Source organism: Gracilibacillus lacisalsi DSM 19029 (assembly GCF_000377765.1).
Classification (GTDB): domain Bacteria; phylum Bacillota; class Bacilli; order Bacillales; family Amphibacillaceae; genus Gracilibacillus; species Gracilibacillus lacisalsi.
Genome location: NZ_KB898666.1, coordinates 271,157 through 293,894, shown reverse-complemented (window position 1 = coordinate 293,894; position 22,738 = coordinate 271,157). Strand labels below are relative to the sequence as shown.

24 protein-coding genes and 1 pseudogene are annotated in these 22,738 nt (G+C 37.2%); 21 read left to right on the top strand and 4 right to left on the bottom strand.

Going from position 1 to position 22,738, the window contains the following annotated elements:
• The first annotated feature begins 567 nt into the window (after nucleotides 1–567).
• The 4 genes and pseudogenes from D569_RS0109995 to D569_RS0109970 all read left to right on the top strand — a co-directional run bounded on the left by D569_RS0109995 (nucleotide 568) and on the right by D569_RS0109970 (nucleotide 2,465).
• Nucleotides 568–888: an ArsR/SmtB family transcription factor gene (locus tag D569_RS0109995; protein WP_018932282.1), complete on the top strand. Its 321-nt coding sequence runs from the start codon at nucleotides 568–570 to the stop codon at nucleotides 886–888.
• 118 nt (nucleotides 889–1,006) lie between these two features.
• The gene (locus D569_RS0109985) at nucleotides 1,007–1,600 is read left to right on the top strand and encodes a YdeI/OmpD-associated family protein (protein ID WP_018932280.1); all 594 of its coding nucleotides are present in this window, start codon (nucleotides 1,007–1,009) and stop codon (nucleotides 1,598–1,600) included.
• 82 nt (nucleotides 1,601–1,682) lie between these two features.
• Nucleotides 1,683–2,048: pseudogene (locus tag D569_RS25025) on the top strand (SRPBCC family protein); the annotation flags it as partial.
• A 48-nt stretch (nucleotides 2,049–2,096) separates the two neighbouring features.
• On the top strand, nucleotides 2,097–2,465 hold the full coding sequence (locus tag D569_RS0109970; protein WP_026287286.1) for an iron chaperone: 369 nt from the start codon (nucleotides 2,097–2,099) through the stop codon (nucleotides 2,463–2,465).
• Between the two features lie 133 nt (nucleotides 2,466–2,598).
• Here D569_RS0109970 and D569_RS0109965 read toward each other — a convergent pair whose 3' ends face one another.
• Entirely contained in the window at nucleotides 2,599–3,675 is a 1,077-nt protein-coding gene (locus tag D569_RS0109965) for a glycoside hydrolase family 11 protein (protein WP_018932277.1), read from the bottom strand.
• A 328-nt stretch (nucleotides 3,676–4,003) separates the two neighbouring features.
• On the opposite strand from D569_RS0109965, the gene D569_RS0109960 reads away from it, so the two are divergent.
• The 6 genes from D569_RS0109960 (at nucleotide 4,004) to D569_RS0109935 (ending at nucleotide 9,703) form a co-directional block, all read left to right on the top strand.
• Nucleotides 4,004–4,672 carry a response regulator transcription factor gene (locus D569_RS0109960; protein WP_018932276.1) on the top strand — a complete coding sequence of 223 codons (669 nt, stop codon included), beginning with the start codon at nucleotides 4,004–4,006 and terminating at the stop codon, nucleotides 4,670–4,672.
• Entirely contained in the window at nucleotides 4,669–6,039 is a 1,371-nt protein-coding gene (locus tag D569_RS0109955; protein WP_018932275.1) for a sensor histidine kinase, read from the top strand. Before D569_RS0109960 ends, D569_RS0109955 begins: the two co-directional genes overlap by 4 nt.
• A 129-nt stretch (nucleotides 6,040–6,168) precedes the next feature.
• Entirely contained in the window at nucleotides 6,169–7,080 is a 912-nt protein-coding gene (locus D569_RS0109950; RefSeq protein WP_018932274.1) for an ABC transporter ATP-binding protein, read from the top strand.
• A complete protein-coding gene (locus D569_RS0109945) occupies nucleotides 7,077–7,787 on the top strand; it encodes an ABC transporter permease (RefSeq protein WP_018932273.1) in 711 nt (236 codons plus the stop codon). The genes D569_RS0109950 and D569_RS0109945 overlap by 4 nt, the downstream gene beginning before the upstream one ends.
• A complete protein-coding gene (locus D569_RS0109940; RefSeq protein WP_018932272.1) occupies nucleotides 7,788–8,519 on the top strand; it encodes an ABC transporter permease in 732 nt (243 codons plus the stop codon).
• A 230-nt stretch (nucleotides 8,520–8,749) separates the two neighbouring features.
• Nucleotides 8,750–9,703 carry a GGDEF domain-containing protein gene (locus D569_RS0109935; protein WP_018932271.1) on the top strand — a complete coding sequence of 318 codons (954 nt, stop codon included), beginning with the start codon at nucleotides 8,750–8,752 and terminating at the stop codon, nucleotides 9,701–9,703.
• A gap of 114 nt (nucleotides 9,704–9,817) precedes the next feature.
• Here the strand turns inward: D569_RS0109935 and D569_RS0109930 are convergent, their stop codons facing one another.
• A complete protein-coding gene (locus D569_RS0109930; RefSeq protein WP_018932270.1) occupies nucleotides 9,818–10,549 on the bottom strand; it encodes a GTP pyrophosphokinase in 732 nt (243 codons plus the stop codon).
• A gap of 331 nt (nucleotides 10,550–10,880) precedes the next feature.
• Here D569_RS0109930 and D569_RS0109925 point away from each other — a divergent pair, with 331 nt between their 5' ends.
• The 11 genes from D569_RS0109925 to D569_RS0109875 all read left to right on the top strand — a co-directional run bounded on the left by D569_RS0109925 (nucleotide 10,881) and on the right by D569_RS0109875 (nucleotide 20,999).
• Nucleotides 10,881–11,684 (top strand): peptidoglycan-binding protein, encoded by an 804-nt coding sequence (locus D569_RS0109925; RefSeq protein ID WP_018932269.1) that lies wholly within the window; start codon nucleotides 10,881–10,883, stop codon nucleotides 11,682–11,684.
• Nucleotides 11,685–11,815: 131 nt separating this feature from the next.
• Nucleotides 11,816–11,947, top strand: coding sequence for a hypothetical protein (locus tag D569_RS25020; RefSeq protein ID WP_018932268.1), 132 nt, complete (start codon nucleotides 11,816–11,818; stop codon nucleotides 11,945–11,947).
• Between the two features lie 258 nt (nucleotides 11,948–12,205).
• Nucleotides 12,206–13,315, top strand: coding sequence for an N-acetylmuramoyl-L-alanine amidase family protein (locus tag D569_RS0109915; protein ID WP_018932267.1), 1,110 nt, complete (start codon nucleotides 12,206–12,208; stop codon nucleotides 13,313–13,315).
• Nucleotides 13,316–13,471: 156 nt separating this feature from the next.
• Nucleotides 13,472–14,437 (top strand): ABC transporter substrate-binding protein, encoded by a 966-nt coding sequence (locus D569_RS0109910; RefSeq protein ID WP_018932266.1) that lies wholly within the window; start codon nucleotides 13,472–13,474, stop codon nucleotides 14,435–14,437.
• A gap of 11 nt (nucleotides 14,438–14,448) precedes the next feature.
• A complete protein-coding gene (locus tag D569_RS0109905; protein ID WP_018932265.1) occupies nucleotides 14,449–15,258 on the top strand; it encodes an ABC transporter ATP-binding protein in 810 nt (269 codons plus the stop codon).
• A 65-nt stretch (nucleotides 15,259–15,323) separates the two neighbouring features.
• Nucleotides 15,324–16,358, top strand: a complete 1,035-nt coding sequence (locus D569_RS0109900; RefSeq protein WP_051084515.1) for a FecCD family ABC transporter permease — start codon at nucleotides 15,324–15,326, stop codon at nucleotides 16,356–16,358.
• Nucleotides 16,355–17,392 (top strand): FecCD family ABC transporter permease, encoded by a 1,038-nt coding sequence (locus tag D569_RS0109895; protein ID WP_018932263.1) that lies wholly within the window; start codon nucleotides 16,355–16,357, stop codon nucleotides 17,390–17,392. Before D569_RS0109900 ends, D569_RS0109895 begins: the two co-directional genes overlap by 4 nt.
• 22 nt (nucleotides 17,393–17,414) lie before the next feature.
• Nucleotides 17,415–18,452, top strand: coding sequence for an NAD(P)/FAD-dependent oxidoreductase (locus D569_RS0109890; protein WP_018932262.1), 1,038 nt, complete (start codon nucleotides 17,415–17,417; stop codon nucleotides 18,450–18,452).
• A 34-nt stretch (nucleotides 18,453–18,486) separates the two neighbouring features.
• The gene (locus D569_RS0109885; RefSeq protein ID WP_018932261.1) at nucleotides 18,487–19,410 is read left to right on the top strand and encodes an iron-hydroxamate ABC transporter substrate-binding protein; all 924 of its coding nucleotides are present in this window, start codon (nucleotides 18,487–18,489) and stop codon (nucleotides 19,408–19,410) included.
• A gap of 238 nt (nucleotides 19,411–19,648) precedes the next feature.
• Nucleotides 19,649–19,918 carry a 30S ribosomal protein S14 gene (gene rpsN / locus D569_RS0109880; RefSeq protein WP_018932260.1) on the top strand — a complete coding sequence of 90 codons (270 nt, stop codon included), beginning with the start codon at nucleotides 19,649–19,651 and terminating at the stop codon, nucleotides 19,916–19,918.
• Nucleotides 19,919–20,033: 115 nt separating this feature from the next.
• Nucleotides 20,034–20,999 (top strand): CobW family GTP-binding protein, encoded by a 966-nt coding sequence (locus D569_RS0109875; RefSeq protein WP_018932259.1) that lies wholly within the window; start codon nucleotides 20,034–20,036, stop codon nucleotides 20,997–20,999.
• A 323-nt stretch (nucleotides 21,000–21,322) separates the two neighbouring features.
• Here D569_RS0109875 and D569_RS0109865 read toward each other — a convergent pair whose 3' ends face one another.
• Nucleotides 21,323–21,634, bottom strand: a complete 312-nt coding sequence (locus D569_RS0109865) for a CHY zinc finger protein (RefSeq protein ID WP_018932257.1) — start codon at nucleotides 21,632–21,634, stop codon at nucleotides 21,323–21,325.
• Between the two features lie 286 nt (nucleotides 21,635–21,920).
• Nucleotides 21,921–22,676, bottom strand: coding sequence for an SDR family oxidoreductase (locus tag D569_RS0109860; RefSeq protein ID WP_018932256.1), 756 nt, complete (start codon nucleotides 22,674–22,676; stop codon nucleotides 21,921–21,923).
• Nucleotides 22,677–22,738: the final 62 nt, after the last annotated feature.

Genomic DNA, 22,738 nt, shown 5'->3' with positions numbered 1-22,738 from the left:
CTGTCTCTTGATTTCATTTTTACAGCAATTTAAGCGTTTCCTTCGATAATGGCAATTTAATGAAATAGGAAAAGATCTTTTGAGTAATCTAGAATGTAATAAACTATAAAAAACTTGTCTATATGATAATACATTTTTCATCTGATGGCGTATGGAATTTGACCAGCTCCACAGTTACCTGGCCGTCTGGCATACCTAACAATACAACTGGCAGAGATAATGGTGAGAGAAAAATGAGTAGGAATCGACAAAGTTCAACTGGAATTTACACTGAAATTAACGGAATAAAAGCAGGTAAAAACTCTATATATCGATGAAGAGCATGAGAGAAAAGCACCTTTTTCTTATGCTCTTTTTTATTTATCTTTCGAGTATTTTTCGTCTCTTAAAACCGGATCAAGATCAGGTGTCTTTTGGGCATTATAAAAAGAAGAGTAAGAGATAGATTAAAGTAAAAAATAGACACGTATTGTTTAATAAGTAAACATAGAGAAACAATTGACATGACACTATTTGGTGTCGTACAATAAAACGACACCATTTGGTAACGTATTAGGAGGTAACGTTTTGAAAAAAACAGATGAAAAACGTGATGTTTTTGTAGCCATTGCTGATCCAACAAGGCGTAAAATAATACGTTTATTGGCAGATTCAGATGAGTTACCATTACATGAATTAACTCCTCATTTTCAAATGGGGCGTACCGCGGTATCGAAACATTTGATGATTCTGAGAGAAGCAAATTTAGTAACAAACCGTAAAGCAGGCAGGGAAACAAAGTATCGACTGAATGCCGAACCTTTACAAGAGGTAAAAGATTGGCTGTCCTTTTATGAAAAGTTCTGGAATGAACGAGCAGCAATGCTCAAAGATATTTTAGAGGATTAATAGATGTTAAACGTTAGTATGAAAGTTCAATCCAAAAAGTGCAGCATGCATCAACAGATTCGGAAAAAGAAAATGGCTTTTATTGTACACAACAGATTCTTTAAGAGGGGTGTTCTTTATGGAAGGTAGTAACCTGAATCCTCAGGTTGATGAATACATAGGTAAATCCAAAAAGTGGAAAGAAGAATATGAGATATTAAGAAAAATAATACTGGAATGTGATATGAAAGAAGAAATAAAGTGGAACAAACCGTGTTATACGTTTGAGAAAAGTAATGTAGTGATCATACAAGGGTTTAAAGATTACTGTGCACTTATGTTTTTTAAAGGTGTTTTGTTAAATGATTCTCAAGGTATTCTTGTCAAACCTGGTGAAAACTCACACGCACAACGACAGCTTCGATTCACCAACACTCAAGATATTCATGCAATGGAATCTACGTTAAAAGCATATCTTCAGAAAGCGATTGAAGTGGAGAAAGCAGGCTTGGAAGTAAATTCTGTAAAAAAGACCGAATTGACAGTTCCTGAAGAATTACAAAAGAAGTTTGATGAAATGCCTGCATTGAAAAATGTATTTGAATCATTGACACCAGGAAGACAAAGAGCTTATATACTGTACTTTTCTAAAGCAAAAAAATCTCAAACACGAGTGGCGAGGATTGAAAAATATATAGAGAAAATTCTTGATGGAAAAGGGTTAAATGATTAGTGATTATCCCTATGCCGTTGATCAATTTAATGAACAAAAAATAATGGAATTGTTAAATAAAATATTAGAGGAGGAAGAATGAATGGCAGATTTATCGTTAGATTTTCAATTTGAAAGCCCCATTAACAAAGTTTGGAAAGCATTAACTAATTCCGATACACTTGCACAATGGGTGATGGAAAATAACTTTAAACCAATCGTGGGACATAAGTGTCAATTTTGGAATAAAGAAATTGATTTAGTAGTGGATTGTGAAGTGTTAGTTGTAGATGAACCGTATACTTTATCTTATACATGGGTAGGTGGACCAATTGATACGATCGTAACGTGGACATTAACTAAAGACGGTGAAACAACACATTTACATCTTGACCACACTGGATTTGAAGCAAAAGGACAAGCATATAACGGTGCAAGATATGGTTGGGCATATAAAGTAGAAGAACTTCAAAAAGTGTTAGGAGAAAAAACTTCATATGATAAAGAAAGTCATAACATAGGGGCTTTCAGTGAATTTTTACAAGAAATAGATCATGAAGCACACAGGGGAAGAACGGAACAAATATTCAACTGGATTACTGATAAATATCCACAACTAGAAACAGAAATCAAGTGGAATCAACCGATGTTTACGGATCACGGTACCTTTATCATTGGATTTAGTGTATCAAAAAAACATTTAGCAGTTGCCCCTGAACATGTGGCGCTTCAACATGTGGAAGCAGACATTAAACAAGCTGGTTATGATTATACAAAAGAGATTATTCGTATCCCGTGGAATCGTGAAGTAGATTATGAACTATTGGCAAAAATCATTGATTTTAATATTTGGGACAAAGCAAATTGTGCGACATTTTGGCGATAATTTTTGCTACTAGATGTTTTACAAAGAGTCATGCTTCTTTGATCTTTGATTAAGGATTAATATTCCATTTTAATTGAGAAAACCCCAGCGAAGAAAGTTATCACTGGGGTCTCGAATTTCTACTACTATGCTTTTAGTGTATCTCTAAATAATCAATATAAGCATCCCACGTATCGTCATCAGATGTTACAACGAGCTCAATCTCTTGATTTCCAGTTCCATGGCTGACATTATCTATTGTATAGACAGCTGGATAGCTTCCACCAAAGTAGAACGTACCCTTTGTCTCTCCACCTATTTTTAAATCGACTCTGGCCATGTTGGAATTATTGGAGGCACCACGGAGTGAGAAACTATGGGTTCCGTTGGCAAAATACTGTGTATATTTTACTGAATCATTGTTGGCATATAAAGCAACTCCGTTGAATGGTGAACTAATATTTCCGGTATACTGACCGCTTTTCGTCATATCTTCCGCTTCCACTCTTGTAGGGCTGCCATCTCCGCCATCACCACCAGAGTTTCCACCGATAGTAAGCGTATTACTATACACATCAGCATAACCACTACTTTGATAGCCTTCTACCGTCAGCGCAACTTCATACATGTTACCCATTTGCATTCCTAAGTTTTCCCATGCTTTAAAGTGTTCGCTAACAGATATCGTTCCACTTGTACGTTTCGATCTCCTAACACTCCAATATTGCTGGAATGTTGCCGTCCCTATAATCGAAGGCTGGTTAGTACGAGTAGTTTCATAGATATCATAGGTGCCACCGTCAACGGTAACGGTACCTTTGGCCGTACCTCCTGGTGGACGCCAGTCGCCCCAGCTATCGACAATGTAATATTCGACAAGCGGGTCAACCGTCCATCCATAGACCGTTAAATATGAATTGCCGTTTGGCTGATAGTCGGCTCCATAGTTTATCGAAATATTTCCGATTTCCTGGTGTGTCTGCGTTTCATCGAATTTCTTGCCTTTACGGAATAATATGTTATTAACATTATTCCACTCGGCACTGAAGGTACCACCACTATTGAGTGTCATACTTCCAGACCCACCACTGTCTTTCCAGAATTCATAATCGTAGCCATCATGGGTGCCAGTTTCATTGCTAGTGACCGCCGCATTTACATTTACTGCAGGAATCGTAAGTGCAAAACCAACCAACATGACGAAAAGAAGCTTCATACTCTTTCGTTTCATCGAATTCCTCCTTTTTTGTTAGAATGCAATTAGTCTTAACGATGATGCTGTGCAGCCCTCAAGCAGGCTACATGCTTCTTAAACAACACCTCTCTTTCTCTATTTTTGTAAGCGTTTTCTTTGTTGCATCTTGATAGTACCAAAATTTTCAAATTGTTTTAACCATAAAAACTATATAGAAAAGTTAGGAAATTAAAGATTCTCATACTTGTAACCAAATTCTATGAATGTTTGCCAAGAATCTAGTGACTTTCGTAAGGAGAGGTTCATGATTCTTTCCTATTCAATTACTAAAATATGTTAAAGTAAAATAGGAAGGGGGAGAACAATGTTCCGAGTTTTGTACATAGAGGATGAGTCAGAAATAGGTAGCTGGGTTTCAGATGTTTTACGAGAAAAAGGATATGAAGTCATATGGCTTACTTCCGGTGATAAATTGAATCAATATTTGTCGACGGTCGATATTGCGATTTTAGATATTATGTTACCAGGTTTAGATGGGTTTTCGATTGGAAAACGATTAAAACGAGAAAATGCAGATTTACCTGTCATTATGCTGTCTGCACGAACAGCGGTTGAAGATAAACTGGAAGGTTTGAGTTTTGCTGATGATTATGTAACGAAACCATTCCATCCTGAAGAATTGGTTGCACGAATAGAGGTAATGCTTAGAAGATTTCAAAAAAATCATGAAGTATTGCACATGCAGCATTTAGAAGTTTATCCAAAGGAAATGAGAATTATAGATAAGCATAAGAATGAGGAGATTCAATTAACAGGAAAGCAATTTTATTTGTTTCAATATTTTCTTCAACACGCTAATCAAATTTTAACAAAAGAACAACTCTATGAAGGCATATGGGGCGAGTCCTATATGGAAGGGGATAAAACGTTAATGGTTCATATTCGCTATTTACGGGAGAAGCTAGAAGTTAATCCCGCTAAACCGACGATTATCGAAACGATTCGTGGTATAGGGTATCGGGTGAGAGCATGAAAAAATTTTTTCGATCTTTATTGGCTAAATATATGCTTATTATTGTGTTGGCACTTTCCATTGTTCAAATTGCTTATCTGTTAATCGCTATATTAATAACAGGAGTGGCAGATAATATCGAAAGTAGTTACACATCAGATGAAATGGATTATGAACAAATTGAGGAAGATTGGCACAAAGATGCGAATAGGTTAAAAACAGAAGCGGACATTTCAAGAAATTTTGATAAGTGGAAGGATCAATACCCTGATGCATCGATGTTTTGGGTTGATCAAGGTGGAACATTGCGTGTTGCAACAGAAGAACGAAATGATCTACCAACGGAATGGACATCTTCTTTTACTGCAAAATTTATAAAAGATCGATATGGAGAAAATCCCTTTACCGTGATTGCTTTTGTTGGAGAAGATGACACGGACGGCTTTGTTGTGTTTGAAATTAATCGAGATGTTTTTCAAAAGCCCATACAAATGGCATTTAATCAATATGGTAGTTGGCTATTAATCGGAACTCTTTTTCTAGTAATCTTTTTTATCTTTATTTCTTTCCTATTCTTCCGCGGGATTCGCAAACGCTTATTACAGTTACAAGAAGCGATGGAAATCCGAGATGTTGACGAATTGCCGATTCAAATCGATGTCAAGAAACAAGATGAAATAGGACAATTAGAACAAACCTTTAATCAAATGGTGCACGAATTAAGAAAGAGTAGGGTACGTGAACAAGAGGAGGAGCAATTAAGACGTGAACTGATTGCTAATTTATCTCATGATCTAAGAACTCCTCTTACCAAAATAAATGCACAGACATATAAAATTGCGAAACAGAATGTGTCAGATGATGCTAAACAAGCGATTCATGCCTTGGAAGCATCTGTTGAAGATATTGATAAATTAATCGAGAATTTGATGTCTTATACACTACTGATGGCGAGTAAGTATAAATTGGATAGACAAGAGGTGGATATTGTCCGCTTTGCCCGAGAGAGAATAGCGACATGGTATCCAGTGTTTGAGAAGGAAGGATTCGAAATAAATGTGGAACTAGAGCCACTGCATGATAGTGTGTGGCATGTCGATCCCATTTGGCTAGGGCGTGTCATAGATAATCTATTACAGAATGTTTTACGTCATGCGAATAATGGACGATATGTAGAATTGAAAACAGCATCAATAAATAGCTATGATGCAATCGTTGTACGAGACCGAGGCAGTGGAATGAAAGACAGCTCTAATCAAAAAGGGGCAGGAATTGGTTTATCAATTGTTGACATGATGGTCAAAGGGATGCAACTAGATTGGGAGATTCAATCTAGTCATGACGGAACGACCATTCAAATTAAGAAAAATATAAAGGATGAAAAATAACATGTGAAGAGGTGATCGCTAAATGAAAAGGGATCACCTCTTTTTTCTGCCCAATTTAAACAAAATTTAAACTTCAGCTATACTTCCCTTTAACCTTCATTCGTTAAGATAGTTGGTGAGGTGATTAGAATGGAATATATTATTCAAACAAACAATCTATCAAAGAAATTTGGAAAAGAACTTGCGGTTAATGGAGTAGATATTCAAATTCCTAAAGGAGAGATATATGGCTTTCTGGGACCAAATGGTGCGGGTAAATCAACAACGATCCGAATACTGCTAGGTTTGATGAAACCAACTTTTGGTAACATCGCAATATTCGGAAAAGATTTGAAGAGCGAGCGCATCAATATTTTAAAAAAAGTAGGATCATTAGTAGAAAATCCTTCCTATTATCCGCATTTGACTGCGAAAGAAAACTTAGAAGCCATTAGAAAAATAGTTGGCGTTCCGAAAACGAGGATTGATGAAGTTTTAAAAACTGTTCGTTTGCAGGATGCGGCAAATAAGAAAGTAAAAGGTTTTTCATTAGGAATGAAGCAACGGTTAGGTATTGCATCAGCCCTATTAAATAAACCAGAACTGTTAATTTTAGATGAACCTACAAATGGATTAGATCCTTCTGGGATTATCGAAATCCGAGAATTAATTAAGAGTTTACCAGAGAAATATGGTATGACTATATTAATCTCTAGTCATCTTCTGTCAGAGATTGACCAAATTGCGACAACAGTAGGGATTATTACAAAAGGAAAAATGATTTTTCAAGATTCCATCGAAGAACTGCGTATGTTTGCACAACAGCATATTAAATTGAAAGTAAGTCAGCATGAACGAGCATGGCGAGCGCTTTTAGCCAATGGAATGAAAGCAGAGTTAGAGGATGGGCATATTCTTTTATCAGATCAAACCGATCAGCATGTAGCAGAAGCAGTTCAATTGCTCGTGCAACAAGGCATTTCCATATATCGTGTAGAAGAGGACAAAAAGTCGTTAGAAGATATCTTCCTACAAATGACGAAGGAGGAGCTTGCTGGATGATGATGCGGTTGTTAAAGGTAGATATGTTGAAAATGAAGCGAAAAGGTATGTGGTTTTTAACGATATTGGGTCCTGTCGGTGTGATTGCTTTACAGATGGTCAACTATGGTGTTAGAAAAGAGTATTTACTGGAGCAAAGTAACGATTATTGGGGATATTATCTAAAAAATATTAGTGCCTTTACACCACTTGCCATTGTATTAGGAATTGTGATACTCACTTCGTTTATGGCGAGTATTGAAAATGAGACAAATGCTTGGAAACAGCTAGTGGCATTACCGATCTCCAAAATGTCTGTGTATTTGTCGAAATTTACCGCTCTTTCGATTATGCTTTTTCTTTCATCTTGTTTACTAATGATTTTCACACTAGGATTTGGATTGTTCTTAGATTTTAATCAGGAGATTCCCTTTTTAGAAGTATCCCAATATAGTTTCTTCCCATTTTTTGCAGCATTACCAGTGCTAGCATTACAGTTATGGATTGCTACTGTCAGCAAAAATCAGGGAATTCCCATTACGGTAGGTGTAGTCGGTGTCATTTTTGCTTACTCCGCTTTCACTTTACCAGACTGGATGATTTGGAAATGGCCTTCATTAATGAACGAATGGGATGATCCGACTATCAATGTATGGTTAGGACTAGGTGTCGGAAGTTTGTTATATATTATCGGCATGTTTGATTTTAAAAGAAGGGATGTGAAATAAATGTTAGCCATTTTACAATCAGAATGGTTTAAATTGCGCAAATCAAAAATTACCTTGCTTTTATTTGTTGGTCCACTTATTGGTCTGTTTATTGGATTGACAGGGAACTCACTAAATGTTGGAGAACAAATGAATCAATGGTATGCTCCTTTATTTATGATGAATTTCACCTATGCGATCTTGTTTTTACCTTTAATAACAGGTGTTTTAGCGAGTGTTATCTGTCGTTATGAGCATCAAGAAGGTGGTTGGAAACAATTATTAGCCTTACCTGTGACAAGAGGAAAAGTTTTTCTAACAAAATATCTGCTGCTTATTTTATTAGTACTGTTTATTCAAATACTCTACTTAGGAGCCATTTATGCAGTAGGGACGATCAAAGGTTTTACAGACCCATTTCCATTAACAATCGTTTGGAAGAGTATTATAGGAGGCTGGGTAGCGACAATGCCATTAGTTGCATTACAGTTATGGCTATCGATCTTATTCAAGAGTTTTGCCGCGCCATTTGCTGTGAATGTCATTTTTACTTTGCCTACGATTTTAGTGGTGAATTCAGAACGGTTTGGCCCCTATTATCCATGGGCACAACCATTTTCGATGATGTATGTTGGGGGAAGTACTGATGATGTATTTTTCATTCCGTGGGATCAACTATTGACCGTAGTGGGAGGAGGTTTTCTTGTCTTTTTCCTTTGTGGATATATTTATTTTCAGAGAAAACCAATTTAATCATCAAATACAGTTATCAAAAGATATCTGCTGTTTGCTTTTGTTTGAAGTTATGATAAAAATTTACAAAAACATTACAACAAGGTAAAATACCTAGTGCTCACAAAGGATAACACATTCATCAAGTCTAAAAATCACTTATATAGGTCTTTCGGTTCATCTGTATATCCGTTATGATGGTAGTATAATATATTGTCATAATATGCGCTAAGCATTGTGAGGGTATCAAGATGAGAATTAATATAGGTGATATTGTTGAACACTCTATAGCCGTTCAAGCAACGATAAATAATAGTGAAATTGATCAGCTTTTTAAGGATAATTATCGAACACATGGGATTATCATTATAGAAAATAAGCAACCACTAGGTATGGTTACTCGAACAGATTTCTACCAAAAACTCGGTTCCATGTATGGCTACAATTTGTATATTAACAGACCTGTATCCCTTTTGATGAAAGAAGAAATTCTCTGTTTCGATTACCAAACGTCGATCACAGAAGTCAGTGAAAAAGCAATGGATCGTAGTGCAAATGCATTATATGATGACATTGTCGTCACGAAAGAAGGTCAATTATTCGGAAGTGTTTCGATTCGATCATTATTAATGACCCTTGCTAGTGTCCAGTCTCAAATTGCTTCATCATTGAATCCTCTTACTAAACTGCCAGGTAATCGAATGATCAATGATCACCTGAAAGAATTATTATCACATGAAAAATTCGCAGTGCTTTACGTAGATTTAGATCAGTTCAAAGCTTATAATGACATCTACGGCTTTTCAGCGGGTGACAAAGTGATTCAGGAGACAGCATCCATTTTACAAGCAAATGCTGTCAAGAATAATGGATTTGTCGGACATGTTGGTGGTGATGACTTTGTTGTCTTGCTTTATAGTTGGAATTTCGAAATTATTTGTGAACAGATTATTGCTAATTTCGATCAATCTATCCTATCCTTTTATAAGGAAGAACATCGCGAACAGGACTATGTAAAAACTGAAAATCGAAAAGGAGAAATAGAGGAAATTCCACTCGTATCTATTTCCATTGCAGTGGTCACCAACCGATTTCGACCATTTGATTCTGTTGATGGGATTGTTAATTATGCTGCAAAAATAAAAAAAGAATGTAAAACACATCGATGTAGTTGTTTTATATCTAATCAATTCGTTACATGTTAGCCTGTGCTATGATTGGTGGAATAATGTAGGGATGGAAGAGTACACAATTATTAAGTTTGAAAACTCAAAATGAGAGGCTGCTATCATTCTTTATAAAGCAGCCCTCTCTATATATTAGGATTTATTCTGGTTATCAGCTAACAATGATAGAAATTCAGGAGGAAGGATTACCGGCTTTTCCTCATTGCCATTAAGGTGGTCGGCTTCTTTAAGTTGATTTACTTCCTTATGAATTCTCTCCATTCGTTCATCTAGCTCATTTGCCGAAATTGCAGCATCTCTTAAATCATCCCGTAATGCCTTCGGAATAGATTTATTATACTTATAGTAGATTTTATGCTCCAAACTAGCCCAGAAATCCATTGCGATCGTTCTAATTTGAATTTCGGCATACACATTTTCTACCCAGTCTGACATAAAAATCGGTATTTGTACTATTAAGTGAAGACTTTTGTATCCATTTGGTTTTGGATTTTGTATATAGTCTTTTTTTTCTATTAAGGTAATATCTTTTTGTTCTGTAAGCATATCTGCTACTCGATAAATATCACTTACAAATGAACAATTGATTCTAATTCCAGCAATATCACGGATGTTCTCCTGAATGACTGGAAGATTTAAAGCCAGCTTTTTCTTTTGCACCTTTTTAAATATACTTTCGGGTGATTTAACGCGTGTTTTCACATGTTCAATTGGATTGTAATCATGAATATGTTGAAATTCCTGCTGCAATATACTTATTTTTGTATTAACTTCTTCTACAGCAAACTTATAGGCCATCATAAATCGAACCATTTCTGTTTTCCAATGCATGATATTTTTCATTTCTATTGAAGTATGTTCCATGTTGGTTGTGAAATCTCCCTTCTGATTCAACAACTTACCTATATCCATTATCATAAAGTCAGGAACCCAAGTCAAAGAAAAGAATGAGGAAAAACTGTGAAAAAACGATGGAGTTGGGTAATGATAACGAACGAAAGTAAGCTGAACCAGCAAAAATAGGTGGGGATATAGTAGAGATATACTTATCTTTTAGGCAGACCTTATAGGATGCATTATTACAAAATAATGGATGATACAGGGTCTAACGTTGTGAATCTATCTTTTACACACAAGAAATCCTTGTTCTTCTCGAATTCTCTTATGAAAGAGAAAAAACGGGGAGGATTTTTTTATGATAAAAAGATGTAGAAACCTATTTATTGTTATGGTTGCTAGTTTCCTTATGATGATCTTAGCACCAACCATTACAGAGGCTGCGATTGGGGATCGCATACTAGTTAATGGATCAGCAGGATCGGATGTAGCTGAATTACAAGATTACTTGATGACGAAAGGAGTATTCCCGTATCATACCTCAACAGGATATTACGGTAATATTACAGAAGAAGCCGTCAAGGATTTTCAGCGGAAACGCAACTTAAAAGTTGATGGAATTGCTGGTCCTGAAACAAACCATGCGGTACAAATTTTGCGAAATGGTGATATCGGTAAACAAGTTATCCACATTCAATACCAGTTGAAGGAAGCAGGTCATTACCATTCAAAAATTGATGGGATTTATGGCTCTGGTACAGTGAGTGCAGTGAAGAGTTTTCAAAAACAACAAGGTTTGGCCGTAGACGGAATTGCAGGACCAAATACAAGGTCGGCACTAGATAGTTTGAGTAAGCGTGGTTCAGCTGCCGGAAAATCATTGACAGTGGAAAGTACAGCATATACGGCAGATTGTGACGGTTGTTCAGGTGTGACAAAGATGGGACTCGATTTAAAGAAATATTCTGATGCGAAAGTGATCGCTGTTGATCCTAGTGTTATTCCACTTGGATCCATTGTTGAAGTGGAAGGATACGGAGTTGCCATTGCAGCGGATATTGGTGGTGGAATAAATGGTAATGCTATTGATGTGTTCATTCCAAATCAAGACGATGCACTCCAATGGGGACGTAAAAATGTACGTGTTGAAATAATCGAATAAAACATATAAACTGGCCTTTTCATTTTCTTGGAGACAGCTATATTTATTAATCCAGCTTGTAAAAAAAACTATGGTTTAGGATTTTTATCTTATTAATTCATACCTAATCCATTTCTTTAGCTGGTACTAACATGACCGTGCAGTTAATAGAGAACTTAAATAATCTAGTAGAGCACGAAATTGATGAGACATATTACTATATTCCAGATGAAGAAAAGGTACAAGAACTTTCCAAGGAATTGAATGAGCAGTTGGAAGAATAGTTGATTATTAGATTTTTAGAGATGTTGTGGAGTAAGATTCAAAGGAGAAATAAGAGTACTAGCTCTTATATCTCCTTTTTCTTAGCAGTCTACTTGCAATTCAATTCTAGTAAAATTATCCTCCTTCACCTCGAAATTGCTAGGTAGATATATTCTATTTTTGCTAGAGAAGCATAGAAGTATATGATTCAGGGTAATCTACCATATGAAGAAGAGGAATTTATAGCAACTTTCCTATAGGGAAAAAGGAGGATTTCAATGAATCATAGACTAATTTCTCGACTTGTCTTTATTTTTTTGTTATCGTGTCTTTCCTTTTTTTTATTACAACCTGTTGCGGCTAGTAGTTCAGAAACCTATGAAGTTAGTTCATCGATTCTCAATGTTCGAAGTGAGCCTTCTTCTAACAGTGAAATAGTCGCACAACTCGTTAAAGGGGACGAGCTAGTAGTTTTTCAGGAAAAGTTCGGATGGGTTCAAACTTACTTTGATGGTGAAGAAGTGTGGGTAGCTAAACATCATCTGATTCAACAGTCTTCTACTAGTTCAGAAGTGTCTACAACCGAAACAAGTAACACGCCCAAAAAGGTTACTGTTACATCCGAAAGCATTTTTGTCCGTAGAGGACCGGGTACTAACTATGAATCGATTGGATCGGCAGTATATGGAGATAATTTTGAAGTGACGGATCAGGCAGATGAATGGTATCAAATTAGGTTGAATGGTTCAGAGACAGGCTGGATAGCTTCTTGGTTAACGGAACAAACAACAGAAGCAGCTCAGACGTCGCAAGCTTCATCAACTAATAACACGGTTTCCTCTAACTCCAAGAGTTTAGAAGGGTATAATATTGTAGTAGACCCAGGACATGGTGGAACAGATCCCGGCGCAATAGGATTCAATGGAGTACAAGAAAAAGATGTTGTGTTACCGACATCTACAAAAGTTATTGATCATTTGCGTGATGCCGGAGCTAATGTCATTGTCACTAGGTCAGGAGATTATTATGTTTATTTAGAGGATCGTGCGCGAATTAGTAATAGCTATTATACGGATGCTTATATTAGCCTTCATTATGATGCGTCCTTTGATATATCAGCAAATGGGATCACTACCTATTTTGCTGATATGGCAGATAAGGATTTGGGTGATTCTATACAGTCAGCCATGATATCTCAAGTTGACCTTCAGGACCGAGGGGTAAGACAAGCAAACTATAAAGTGCTTATGAATACATCAGCTCCTTCAGTTTTACTTGAGTTAGGCTTTGTATCCAATCCTCATAATCTGTCTGTGGTACAAACAGCAAATTTTCAGAACGATATAGCACAAGGAATTACCAATGGATTAATCCATTATTTTGAATAAGTAAGGGAAAGCGAGCTGAATATTTATTCAGCTCGCTTTCATCATGTTATAGATAATTAATTTTAATCTAGGGTTGTATTTAACAAGGGATTAGTATATACTCTTTAATTGATAATGATTATCAATATTGATTAAAACGAGTTTGGAGGAGAAACGGTGAATAAATGGAATGATTATAGTCTCGCAATGTTGTGTTTGTTGCTTATGGTTTTACTAAGTGCATGTAGCTCGAATCAAGCAAACTCAGCTATCAATGAAGAAGATAGCAAGGATGGCAGTGTCAGGTATTACGAGAGTGAAAAAGGAAACGTGGAGATACCACTCGAACCTTCAAGAGTAGTTGTTGCAGTCAGGGATTATGTTGGCGATGTATTAGCTGCAGGAGTTAAACCTGTAGGAGTATCGGAAACAATGGTCATGGATGCACCTTATTATCAGGATCGGTTAGATGGGGTAGAGAGTGTCGGAGAGGATACAGCAATTTCGTTAGAAAAAATCACCAGTTTAAATCCAGATTTGATTATTACATATGCAGAAGATTCATACGAACAATTGTCCAAAATCGCTCCAACGGTCTTACTTCCATACGGAAAGCTTGATTATGAAGAACGCCTACTTGAAATCGGCAACATATTAAATAAGGAGCAGGAAGCAGAACAACGATTAGAACAGTTTCAGGAAAAAGTGAAGGAGAAGAAAGAACAGCTTTCCAAGATTTTAGACCAAGATGCGAAGGTAGCGATCATTGAAGTTACAGATAAAGATTTATACTTATTCGGTAAAACATACGGACGTGGAGGAGAAGTTTTATATAACCAATTAGGGTTAGCACAACCACAAAAGGTAGAAGAATTAACAGAAGCTGAGGGTTGGGCAAGTATTTCTCAAGAAACAATACCAGAGTATTTAGGTGAAGCGGATTATATTTTGATGGGTGTGCGAGAGCAGGGATCAGACAGAAAAGCAGAGGTCCAATCTAGCAAACTATGGACGGAATTACCTGCTGTTAAAGAAGGAAAGGTTTATGAGTATGACCTGGAGTCGTTCTATTTCCAAGATGTTATTGCACTGGACTATCAATTAGATTTACTGGTGGATTTCTTTCAATCTAGTGAAAAGTGAGGAGATATTACATGGATGCCTTAGAAGTCAACAAAATCAGTGTAGGTTATTCCAATGACTTAATTATTAAAGATTTAAGTGTTTCGATGCCTAAACACAAGATCACTACTATTGTCGGACCTAATGGATGTGGTAAATCTACATTGTTAAAGACCATTGTACGTGTGTTGCAAGCAAAAGAGGGAGCTGTTTTCCTTGAGGGTAAAGCGATCCACACATTAGATACGAAGGAGGTTGCCAAACGAATGGCGGTTTTACCCCAAACAGCACAAGCGCCTAGTGGACTAACCGTATTTGAACTGGTGTCTTATGGACGTTTTCCTCATCGTAAGCGGATGGGAAGATTATCCAAACATGATTATGAATATATTCATTGGGCACTGGATGTAACCGGTTTGAATGATTTACGAGACCAACCAGCTAATGCTTTATCTGGAGGACAGAGACAAAGAGTGTGGATTGCAATGGCATTGGCGCAAGGGACAGATATTCTGGTGCTTGATGAACCCACTACCTATTTAGACTTAGCGCATCAATTAGATATTTTATTATTATTACAGCGTTTAAACAAAGAAGAAGGTCGTACCATTATTATGGTTCTCCATGACTTGAATCACGCATCACGTTTTTCTGATTATATGATAGCGATGCGCGATGGAGCAATTGTAACAGAAGGAATACCAAATGAAGTGATGACTTGCGATTACTTAAGAAGAGTTTTTCAGATTGATGCAGAACTAATCTCATGTCCGCACAGTGCCAACCCGGTCTGTTTATCCTATCAGCTATGTGAACATAGTGCTGGTTGTAAAGTTAGATAGTATTAATTATTTCTCTGGGTGTGAAAGAAAGGAATTATTAATAGATGGAATGGTCAAAGGAACAAATGGACGAAAAAGAACAATTACAGAAAGTGAAAGATACGGCTCGTCCGACAGTTGGAATATTAATCCTAACTACTGGAACGGTGTTACTCATGTTTTCACTAGCACTGTCGATATCGCTAGGAGCGGCAGATATTGACTTTAATACAGTTTGGGGGACGATATTTCATTTCAACCCTAATTCAGTGGATCATCAAATTATTTGGGAGCTGAGAATACCTCGGGTTATTGGAGCAGCAATTGTTGGCAGTTGTTTTGCAGTGTCTGGTGCATTGATGCAAGGAATGACACGAAATCCATTAGCTGACTCTGGTTTGCTTGGTTTAAATGCGGGAGCCGCTTTTATGTTGGCTTTATGCTTTGCTTTTTTTCCGGGCTTATCCTATTCCTACGTCATCGTATTCTCCTTTTTAGGAGCCGCATTAGGAGCGGGAATTGTCTATGGTGTTGGTTCTTTGTCGGAAAATGGGTTAACACCCATTCGCTTAGTATTAGCAGGAGCCGCTGTTAGCGCCTTGTTAGGTGCATTAAGCGAAGGAATAGCACTCTATTTCGAAATTGGCCAGGATTTAGCTTTCTGGTATGCCGGGGGTGTATCAGGTACGACCTGGGGGCAATTAAAAGTAGTAACACCATGGTTATGTATAGCGCTACTAGGGGCAATTGCTTTATCACGGTCGATTACGATCCTTAGTCTAGGAGAAGAAGTGGCAATTGGTCTTGGTGAGAGAATGGGTCGAGTCAAGTTATTAAGTGCCGTTATTATTTTAGTTTTAGCAGGAGCGGCTGTTTCAGTAGTTGGGGCTGTTAGCTTTGTTGGATTGATTGTACCTCACCTCGCTCGTCGTTTAGTAGGGCATGATTACCGCTGGATTATTCCTGCATCAGCAATGTTAGGAGCACTACTGGTTGTATTGGCTGATTTAACAGCAAGAATCATCAATCCTCCTTATGAAACACCAATTGGTGCCTTAATCGCACTTTTAGGTGTACCTTTCTTCTTGTATTTAGCGAGAAAAGGGGGAGGAAACGTATGACGAACAAACAATGGAAAACAACGAGTCAACTAAAAAAAGAAAGACAGGTAAAATTAACTGCTTTGCTCCTTTTTATCCTGATCAGTGTCTGTTTCTTTATTAGTTTAAATACGGGTCATATCCGATTATCACCTCAAGAAACACTTATCACTCTATTCGGTCAAGGTACAGAACAGCAATCGTTAATCTTATTTGATTTTCGCTTACCGCGTATGGTTATCGCTATTTTAGTAGGCATGGGTTTGGCGGTATCCGGGGCGGTATTACAAGGGATTGTTCGCAATCCATTAGCGGAACCTGGCATCATCGGAATTAATGCAGGAGCAGGACTAGCAGTGATGCTATTCATTTCCTTTTTTGCAACTGTATCAGACGCACCGGTTTTTGTGATGCCGATCATCGCGTTTATTGGCGCTGGAGGAGCGGCACTAATCATTTACATCTTGTCCTATAAACGTCATGAAGGAATTTCTCCGATTCGTCTTGTGCTTACCGGTATCGCGATTGCGGCCGGGATTGATGCATTAATGATTGTCTTGACATTAAGACTCGATCCGGAGAACTATCAATTTTTAGCGACATGGATAGCAGGTAGTATCTGGGGTTCGAATTGGAAATTTGTCCTTGCATTATTGCCGTGGTTACTTGTATTTCTTCCATTCATCTATTCTAAATCTTCTGTTCTTAATATCCTAACGCTTGGCGATGAAACAGCGATCGGTTTAGGTGCACATATGGAGAAGGAGAGGCGGATCCTGTTAATATTAGCAGTTATTGTCGCTGCAGCTTGTGTTTCAGTAAGTGGTGGTATCGGTTTTGTTGGTTTAATAGCCCCCCATCTTACGCGAGGGTTAGTTGGGGATAAACACGAATATATTATTCCGATTTCGGCAATGGTGGGTGGCTTATTGCTGCTTGTTGCGGATACGTTAGGGCGATGGATGATGCAGCCATCCGAAATTCCAGCAGGTATTATTGTCGCCGTAATTGGAGCTCCATATTTCTTATACTTGTTGGCAAAAACGAAAGATTAAAAAAAGAGAGGTGCTATTGGTAATGGAAGATAATAAAGAGTTATATGACGTGACGATTATTGGTGGAGGCCCGGCTGGATTATTTGCCGCTTTTTATGCAGGATTACGTGAAATGAAGGTGAAGGTGATTGAAGCACAAGATAGATTAGGAGGAAAAGTTCATGTTTATCCCCAAAAAATGATTTGGGATGTCGGCGGTATGACACCTGTAACAGGTTCGAAGTTAATCGAGCAAATGATAGAACAAGGACTTACCTTTGATCCGACAGTTGAACTTGAACAGACTATAGCAAAAATGAACAAACTAGATTCTCAAATATTTGAATTAGAAACCGACCAACAAAAGAAACACTATTCCAAAACAGTGATAATGGCAGTTGGTGGAGGAATTATCGATCCAATCAAACTCGATGTTGATCATGCATCAACTTTTGAAGATAGTAACTTGTTTTATAGTGTACAGTCCCTTCAAGATTTTAAGGATAAAACCATTTTGATATCAGGTGGTGGGCCATCGGCTGTAGACTGGGCTAATGAATTAGCTCCGATAGCAAAGAAAGTTCTACTAATCTATCGAGGTGACCAATTGAAGGGACATGAGGCCGACGTTTCAAAATTAACGAAAAACAACGTTGAGTATCGGACCCATACAGAAATGACCGCACTACTAGGTGATGATAAGATTAGGGAAGTGACATTACTTCATAATCAAACAAAACAGACGGAAATTCTTTCAGTAGATGCAGTTCTTGTCAATCATGGCTATCATCGCAACCATCAATTGATGAACGAAAGTGGCCTTCAAATGGATTTGAAAGACAATTATTTTATTAAAGGCAATGTGCTGGGAGAATCGAATATTCCAGGTTTATATGGCGCTGGAGATATCCTCTCACATGATGGTAAGCTGCACCTTATTGCTGGCGCTTTCCAAGATGCTGCAAATGCTGTGAATGGTGCGAAGCGTTACCTAGATCCCGAAGCACAAAAAGTAGCACTTGTGTCTTCTCATAATGACCGCTTCAAAGAAAAAAATAAACAATATCTATATGTGAAGTAAATAATAATATCTTTTAATAGAAAGGAACATGAAAATGAAACACATTTTCTTTATAATTATCGTAATCTCTAGTATTTTCGTAATCAGTGCTTGTGGTAGTGAATCAAGTGATCAAGCGCAATCATCTACAACAAATGGAGAATCTTCAGATACGGTTACATACGAATCAGAGACAGGACCAGTCGAAATCCCTGCTGATCCACAGCGAATCGTTGCAGTAACAAATGCTCCTAATGTACATGCGCTGGACGGTAAGCTAGTTGGTGTTGATCAATGGACAAAATCCAACCCACTTTTTGCAGACGACCTAGAAGATGTCGCTACTGTTTCTGAAAATGAGCCAGAAACTATTATGGCACAAGAACCAGACCTCATCATTGCTGGATCTCACATGGAAAACCTTGAAGAATTGAAGAAAATTGCTCCAACTGTCATATATACATGGGGAAAACTTGATTATTTATCCCAGCAAGTAGAAATAGGAAAGTTGTTGAATAAAGAGGAAGAGGCACAAGAGTGGGTAGATGATTTCAAACAGCGTACAGCAAAGATTGGTGAAGAGATTAAAGCCGACTATGGTGAAGAAGTCACGGTAACAGTGTTTGAAGTGGATGCGAAAAATTTCTATGTCTTTGGTGATAATTGGGCACGAGGTACAGAAACCTTATATCAAGCTATGGATCTCAATATGCCAGAAAAAGTAAGGGAAGATGCATTGGAAGAAGGATACCACACATTGTCATTAGAAGCTCTACCAGAATACGCGGGTGATTTTATCGTCGTTAGTAAAAAAACGTCCGAGGATAACGAATTTATGGAAAGCGATACATGGAATAATATTCCGGCCGTTCAGAATAATCGAGTAATCGAAATCGACCAAGACGCGTCCACCTATAGTGATCCTATCACACTTGAATATTTAACAGATATTTTTGAAGAAGCTTTTCTAGAAGAGTAAGGCCAACAGAAACTGGATCTGCAATAAATGAGAGACTTATTGCAGATCCAGTTTTCTTATAGAAGATAGATAGGGAAACACTCCGGACTTCCTGAACGTCACAAAGCATAAATCGTAATCATTACTATTTACATTTTTTATATAATGTACTATAATGCAAAAGAAGACGTAATCATTACGATCTAAATTGATTTTGATATAGAGAATAAATGCTAATTATCGAAAGGGGTAAGCTGAAATGGCTAAAAAGTCTAAAATTGCAAAAGAGAAAAAACGCCAGAAATTGGTTGAACAATATGCAGCCTTGAGAAGAGAGTTAAAAGAGAAGGGTGATTATGAAGCACTTCGTAAATTGCCACGAGACTCTTCTCCAACCCGCTTAAAAAGTCGTTGCGAAGTTACTGGCAGACCAAGAGGTTACATGCGCAAATTTAACATGTCACGTATTGCCTTTAGAGATTATGCTCATAAAGGACAAATACCAGGCGTGAAAAAATCTAGTTGGTAAGAATAAAGGTTTCGTAACATGAAGAATTAGAATGTAACAGGGGCATCTAAAGTGTGTCCCTGTCTTATTTTTAATACAAACTGTCTTAATACATAGCAAGAGGAGGGAAAGCTCATTGTCAAAAGAACAAACCATTCCGGTAACCATATTGACTGGTTTTTTAGGTGCAGGGAAAACAACATTGCTCAATAACTTATTAAAGGACATGCAAGAGCAACAGGTTGCTGTTATCATCAATGAATTTGGTGACACATCCATTGATAGTCAATTGGTAGTATCGACGAAGGAACAAATTATTGAAATAAACAGTGGTTGTATTTGTTGTAATGTACGAGGGGATTTAATCAATATACTAAATAGTTTGATGGAACAAGATGAGGAAATTGATCGTGTTGTCATTGAAACAACAGGTATGGCTAATCCGGGTCCAGTGATTCAAACCTTTCTAATGGATGAACAAACCGCAATATCATTCGAAATAGATAGTGTCATTACGCTGGTTGATGCTAAACATATTTGGCAACATCTAAAAGAAGAAGAAGCAGGGCAACAAATTGCTTTTGCTGATGTATTACTATTAAATAAAATGGATTTGATCACAGAAGATGAGAAGGAAAAACTAGAACAACAGCTGATTAATATGAATCCACATGCAAAACGAATTTACACGACATATGGAAATGTAGACATACAATATTTAATAGGGAAAAAATCTTTTGAGCTAAGTAATATATTGAAAATGAACCCCAATATATTAGTAGAAACACACCACCATCATCATAATGATCAAGTCAGATCTTTTGTTTTTCGAGACGAACGTCCACTTGATTTAGACAAAGTGAATAAATGGTTCGCCTATTTAGTTCAGTTTAAAGGAGAAAACTTATATCGTTATAAAGGGGTGCTCCATATAAAGCAACTTGAGAAAAGAGTTGTTTTTCAAGGTGTACATATGTTATTTGCAGGTACAGAAGGCTTTAATTGGGCGACTAATGAAAAGCGGCAAAGTGAGATAGTATTTATTGGGAAGAATCTCGACTATCAGGAATTAGAGAGAGGTTTCCGATATTGTCTTGCTTAATTTTTTGCGTTGTAAATCGCAATTATTACTATTTAAGAGGTGATAATGATGAGCAGTAAAGTATATGACGTGATTGTTGTAGGAGCTGGTCCTTCCGGAATTGGTGTCGCCTCCATTTCGAAAAATTCGAAATGGAGGCTTTGACTAGGCGCTGAAGGATTATCTCTCGTAAGCGCCGCCCCTTATCGGGGTTCGGTCTATTGTAACCGTAGACGTTACGCCGTCTGCAGTTTTTATTATGCTATGCCTTTTCTAGTTATAGTATACCCGATTCGGATTTTTTACAACTAGCTTAATCATGAAGCATATTGAATATTAGTATTTCACATTTCAAAGTATTTACTGTAATGATTCGCACAATTGGGATTAAATGATGCATTACATTTACAACACTTTTGATTATGGATATATTCGTTTATTGTTAATTGATGAAAGCAATTACCACAAAGTATTGCTTTTTCGTCAAACTCCCCTTTTGCCCATATCTGTCGCTCATGGTCAGTGCTTTCATCATGGCATTTATAACAAGGATAATAGCTATTACAGCATTTAAACTTGATCGATACAATATCATTTTCCCCATGATAATGTTTACACCTTCCTGCAGCGTCAACAGGGAATCCAAGTATCTCCATCCTCACACCTCTTTTATGGCTTCTTTGTAGACTAAACAAATATTCTCATATTTTATTACTCGATGCAAAAAAGTGTTGCTTAGAACTGTCCAAGCAACACCTATTAACTTAAACAAACAAGGGTAGTGGATCCTTAAAGGAATTATTCTCTTTTTCTTCTTCGGTTACTAAACACGCATTCAATGAATTCATAAGCTTTTTGTCTTATTGAATTTAATGAAGCAATGAGAACATTATGGCTATATCAATGAGTGATCTACAACCGTTCATCGATATAGCTGTTCCATTAATCTCTAATAAACCCACCTTCAGAATTTATAACCTGTCCCGTTATCCATGCAGCTTCATCACTTGCAAGAAATCCAATGATACGTGACACATCTTCTGGTTTACCAATTCGTCCCATGGGAAACTTGGGTAAAAGTGAATTTCTTATTTCATCTGTCATCCAAGTTGAATCAGTTGGTCCTGGATTAACAGCATTAACCGTTATTCCTAGTGGTGCAAGTTCCTGTGACAACGACCTGGTAAAGCTGGAAATGGCGCCTTTAGTTGCTGCATAGGCTAATTCACCTGTCATAGGTCCAAGATCTTGGCCAGAAGTCATATTAATGATTCGTCCAGCATCTAATTTTGATTTTTCAAACAGACGAGCAAATTGGACACAAAGGAGAAAAGTTGATCGCATATTGACTACATAATGGTCATCAAGCGTTTTGGCATCTAATTGTACATAACCGTCCCTTGTTGAATGGGCCGCATTGTTTACCAATATCGATGGTAAACCAAGCTTAGCGGTAATTGTATCAAGTATTTCAATAGCTGCATTTGCATGAGATAAGTCTATTTCCAAACTTTCGCAACGCACATCCATTTCTCTGACCTCTTCTTGAAATGTTTTCTTCCAATCGGCATTTGTTTTCCAGTACGTAAAGAAAATATCGATACCTTCAGCAGCCAGCTTACGGCAGATAGCTGTACCGATATCTCTGTCGTTGCTAGCTCCTGTAATTAATGCAATTTTATTTGGACAATGATTCATTTTATATACCCCCGATTAATAGGACACTTGATAAAGGGGTAATAGAGATGTATCTTCTCATA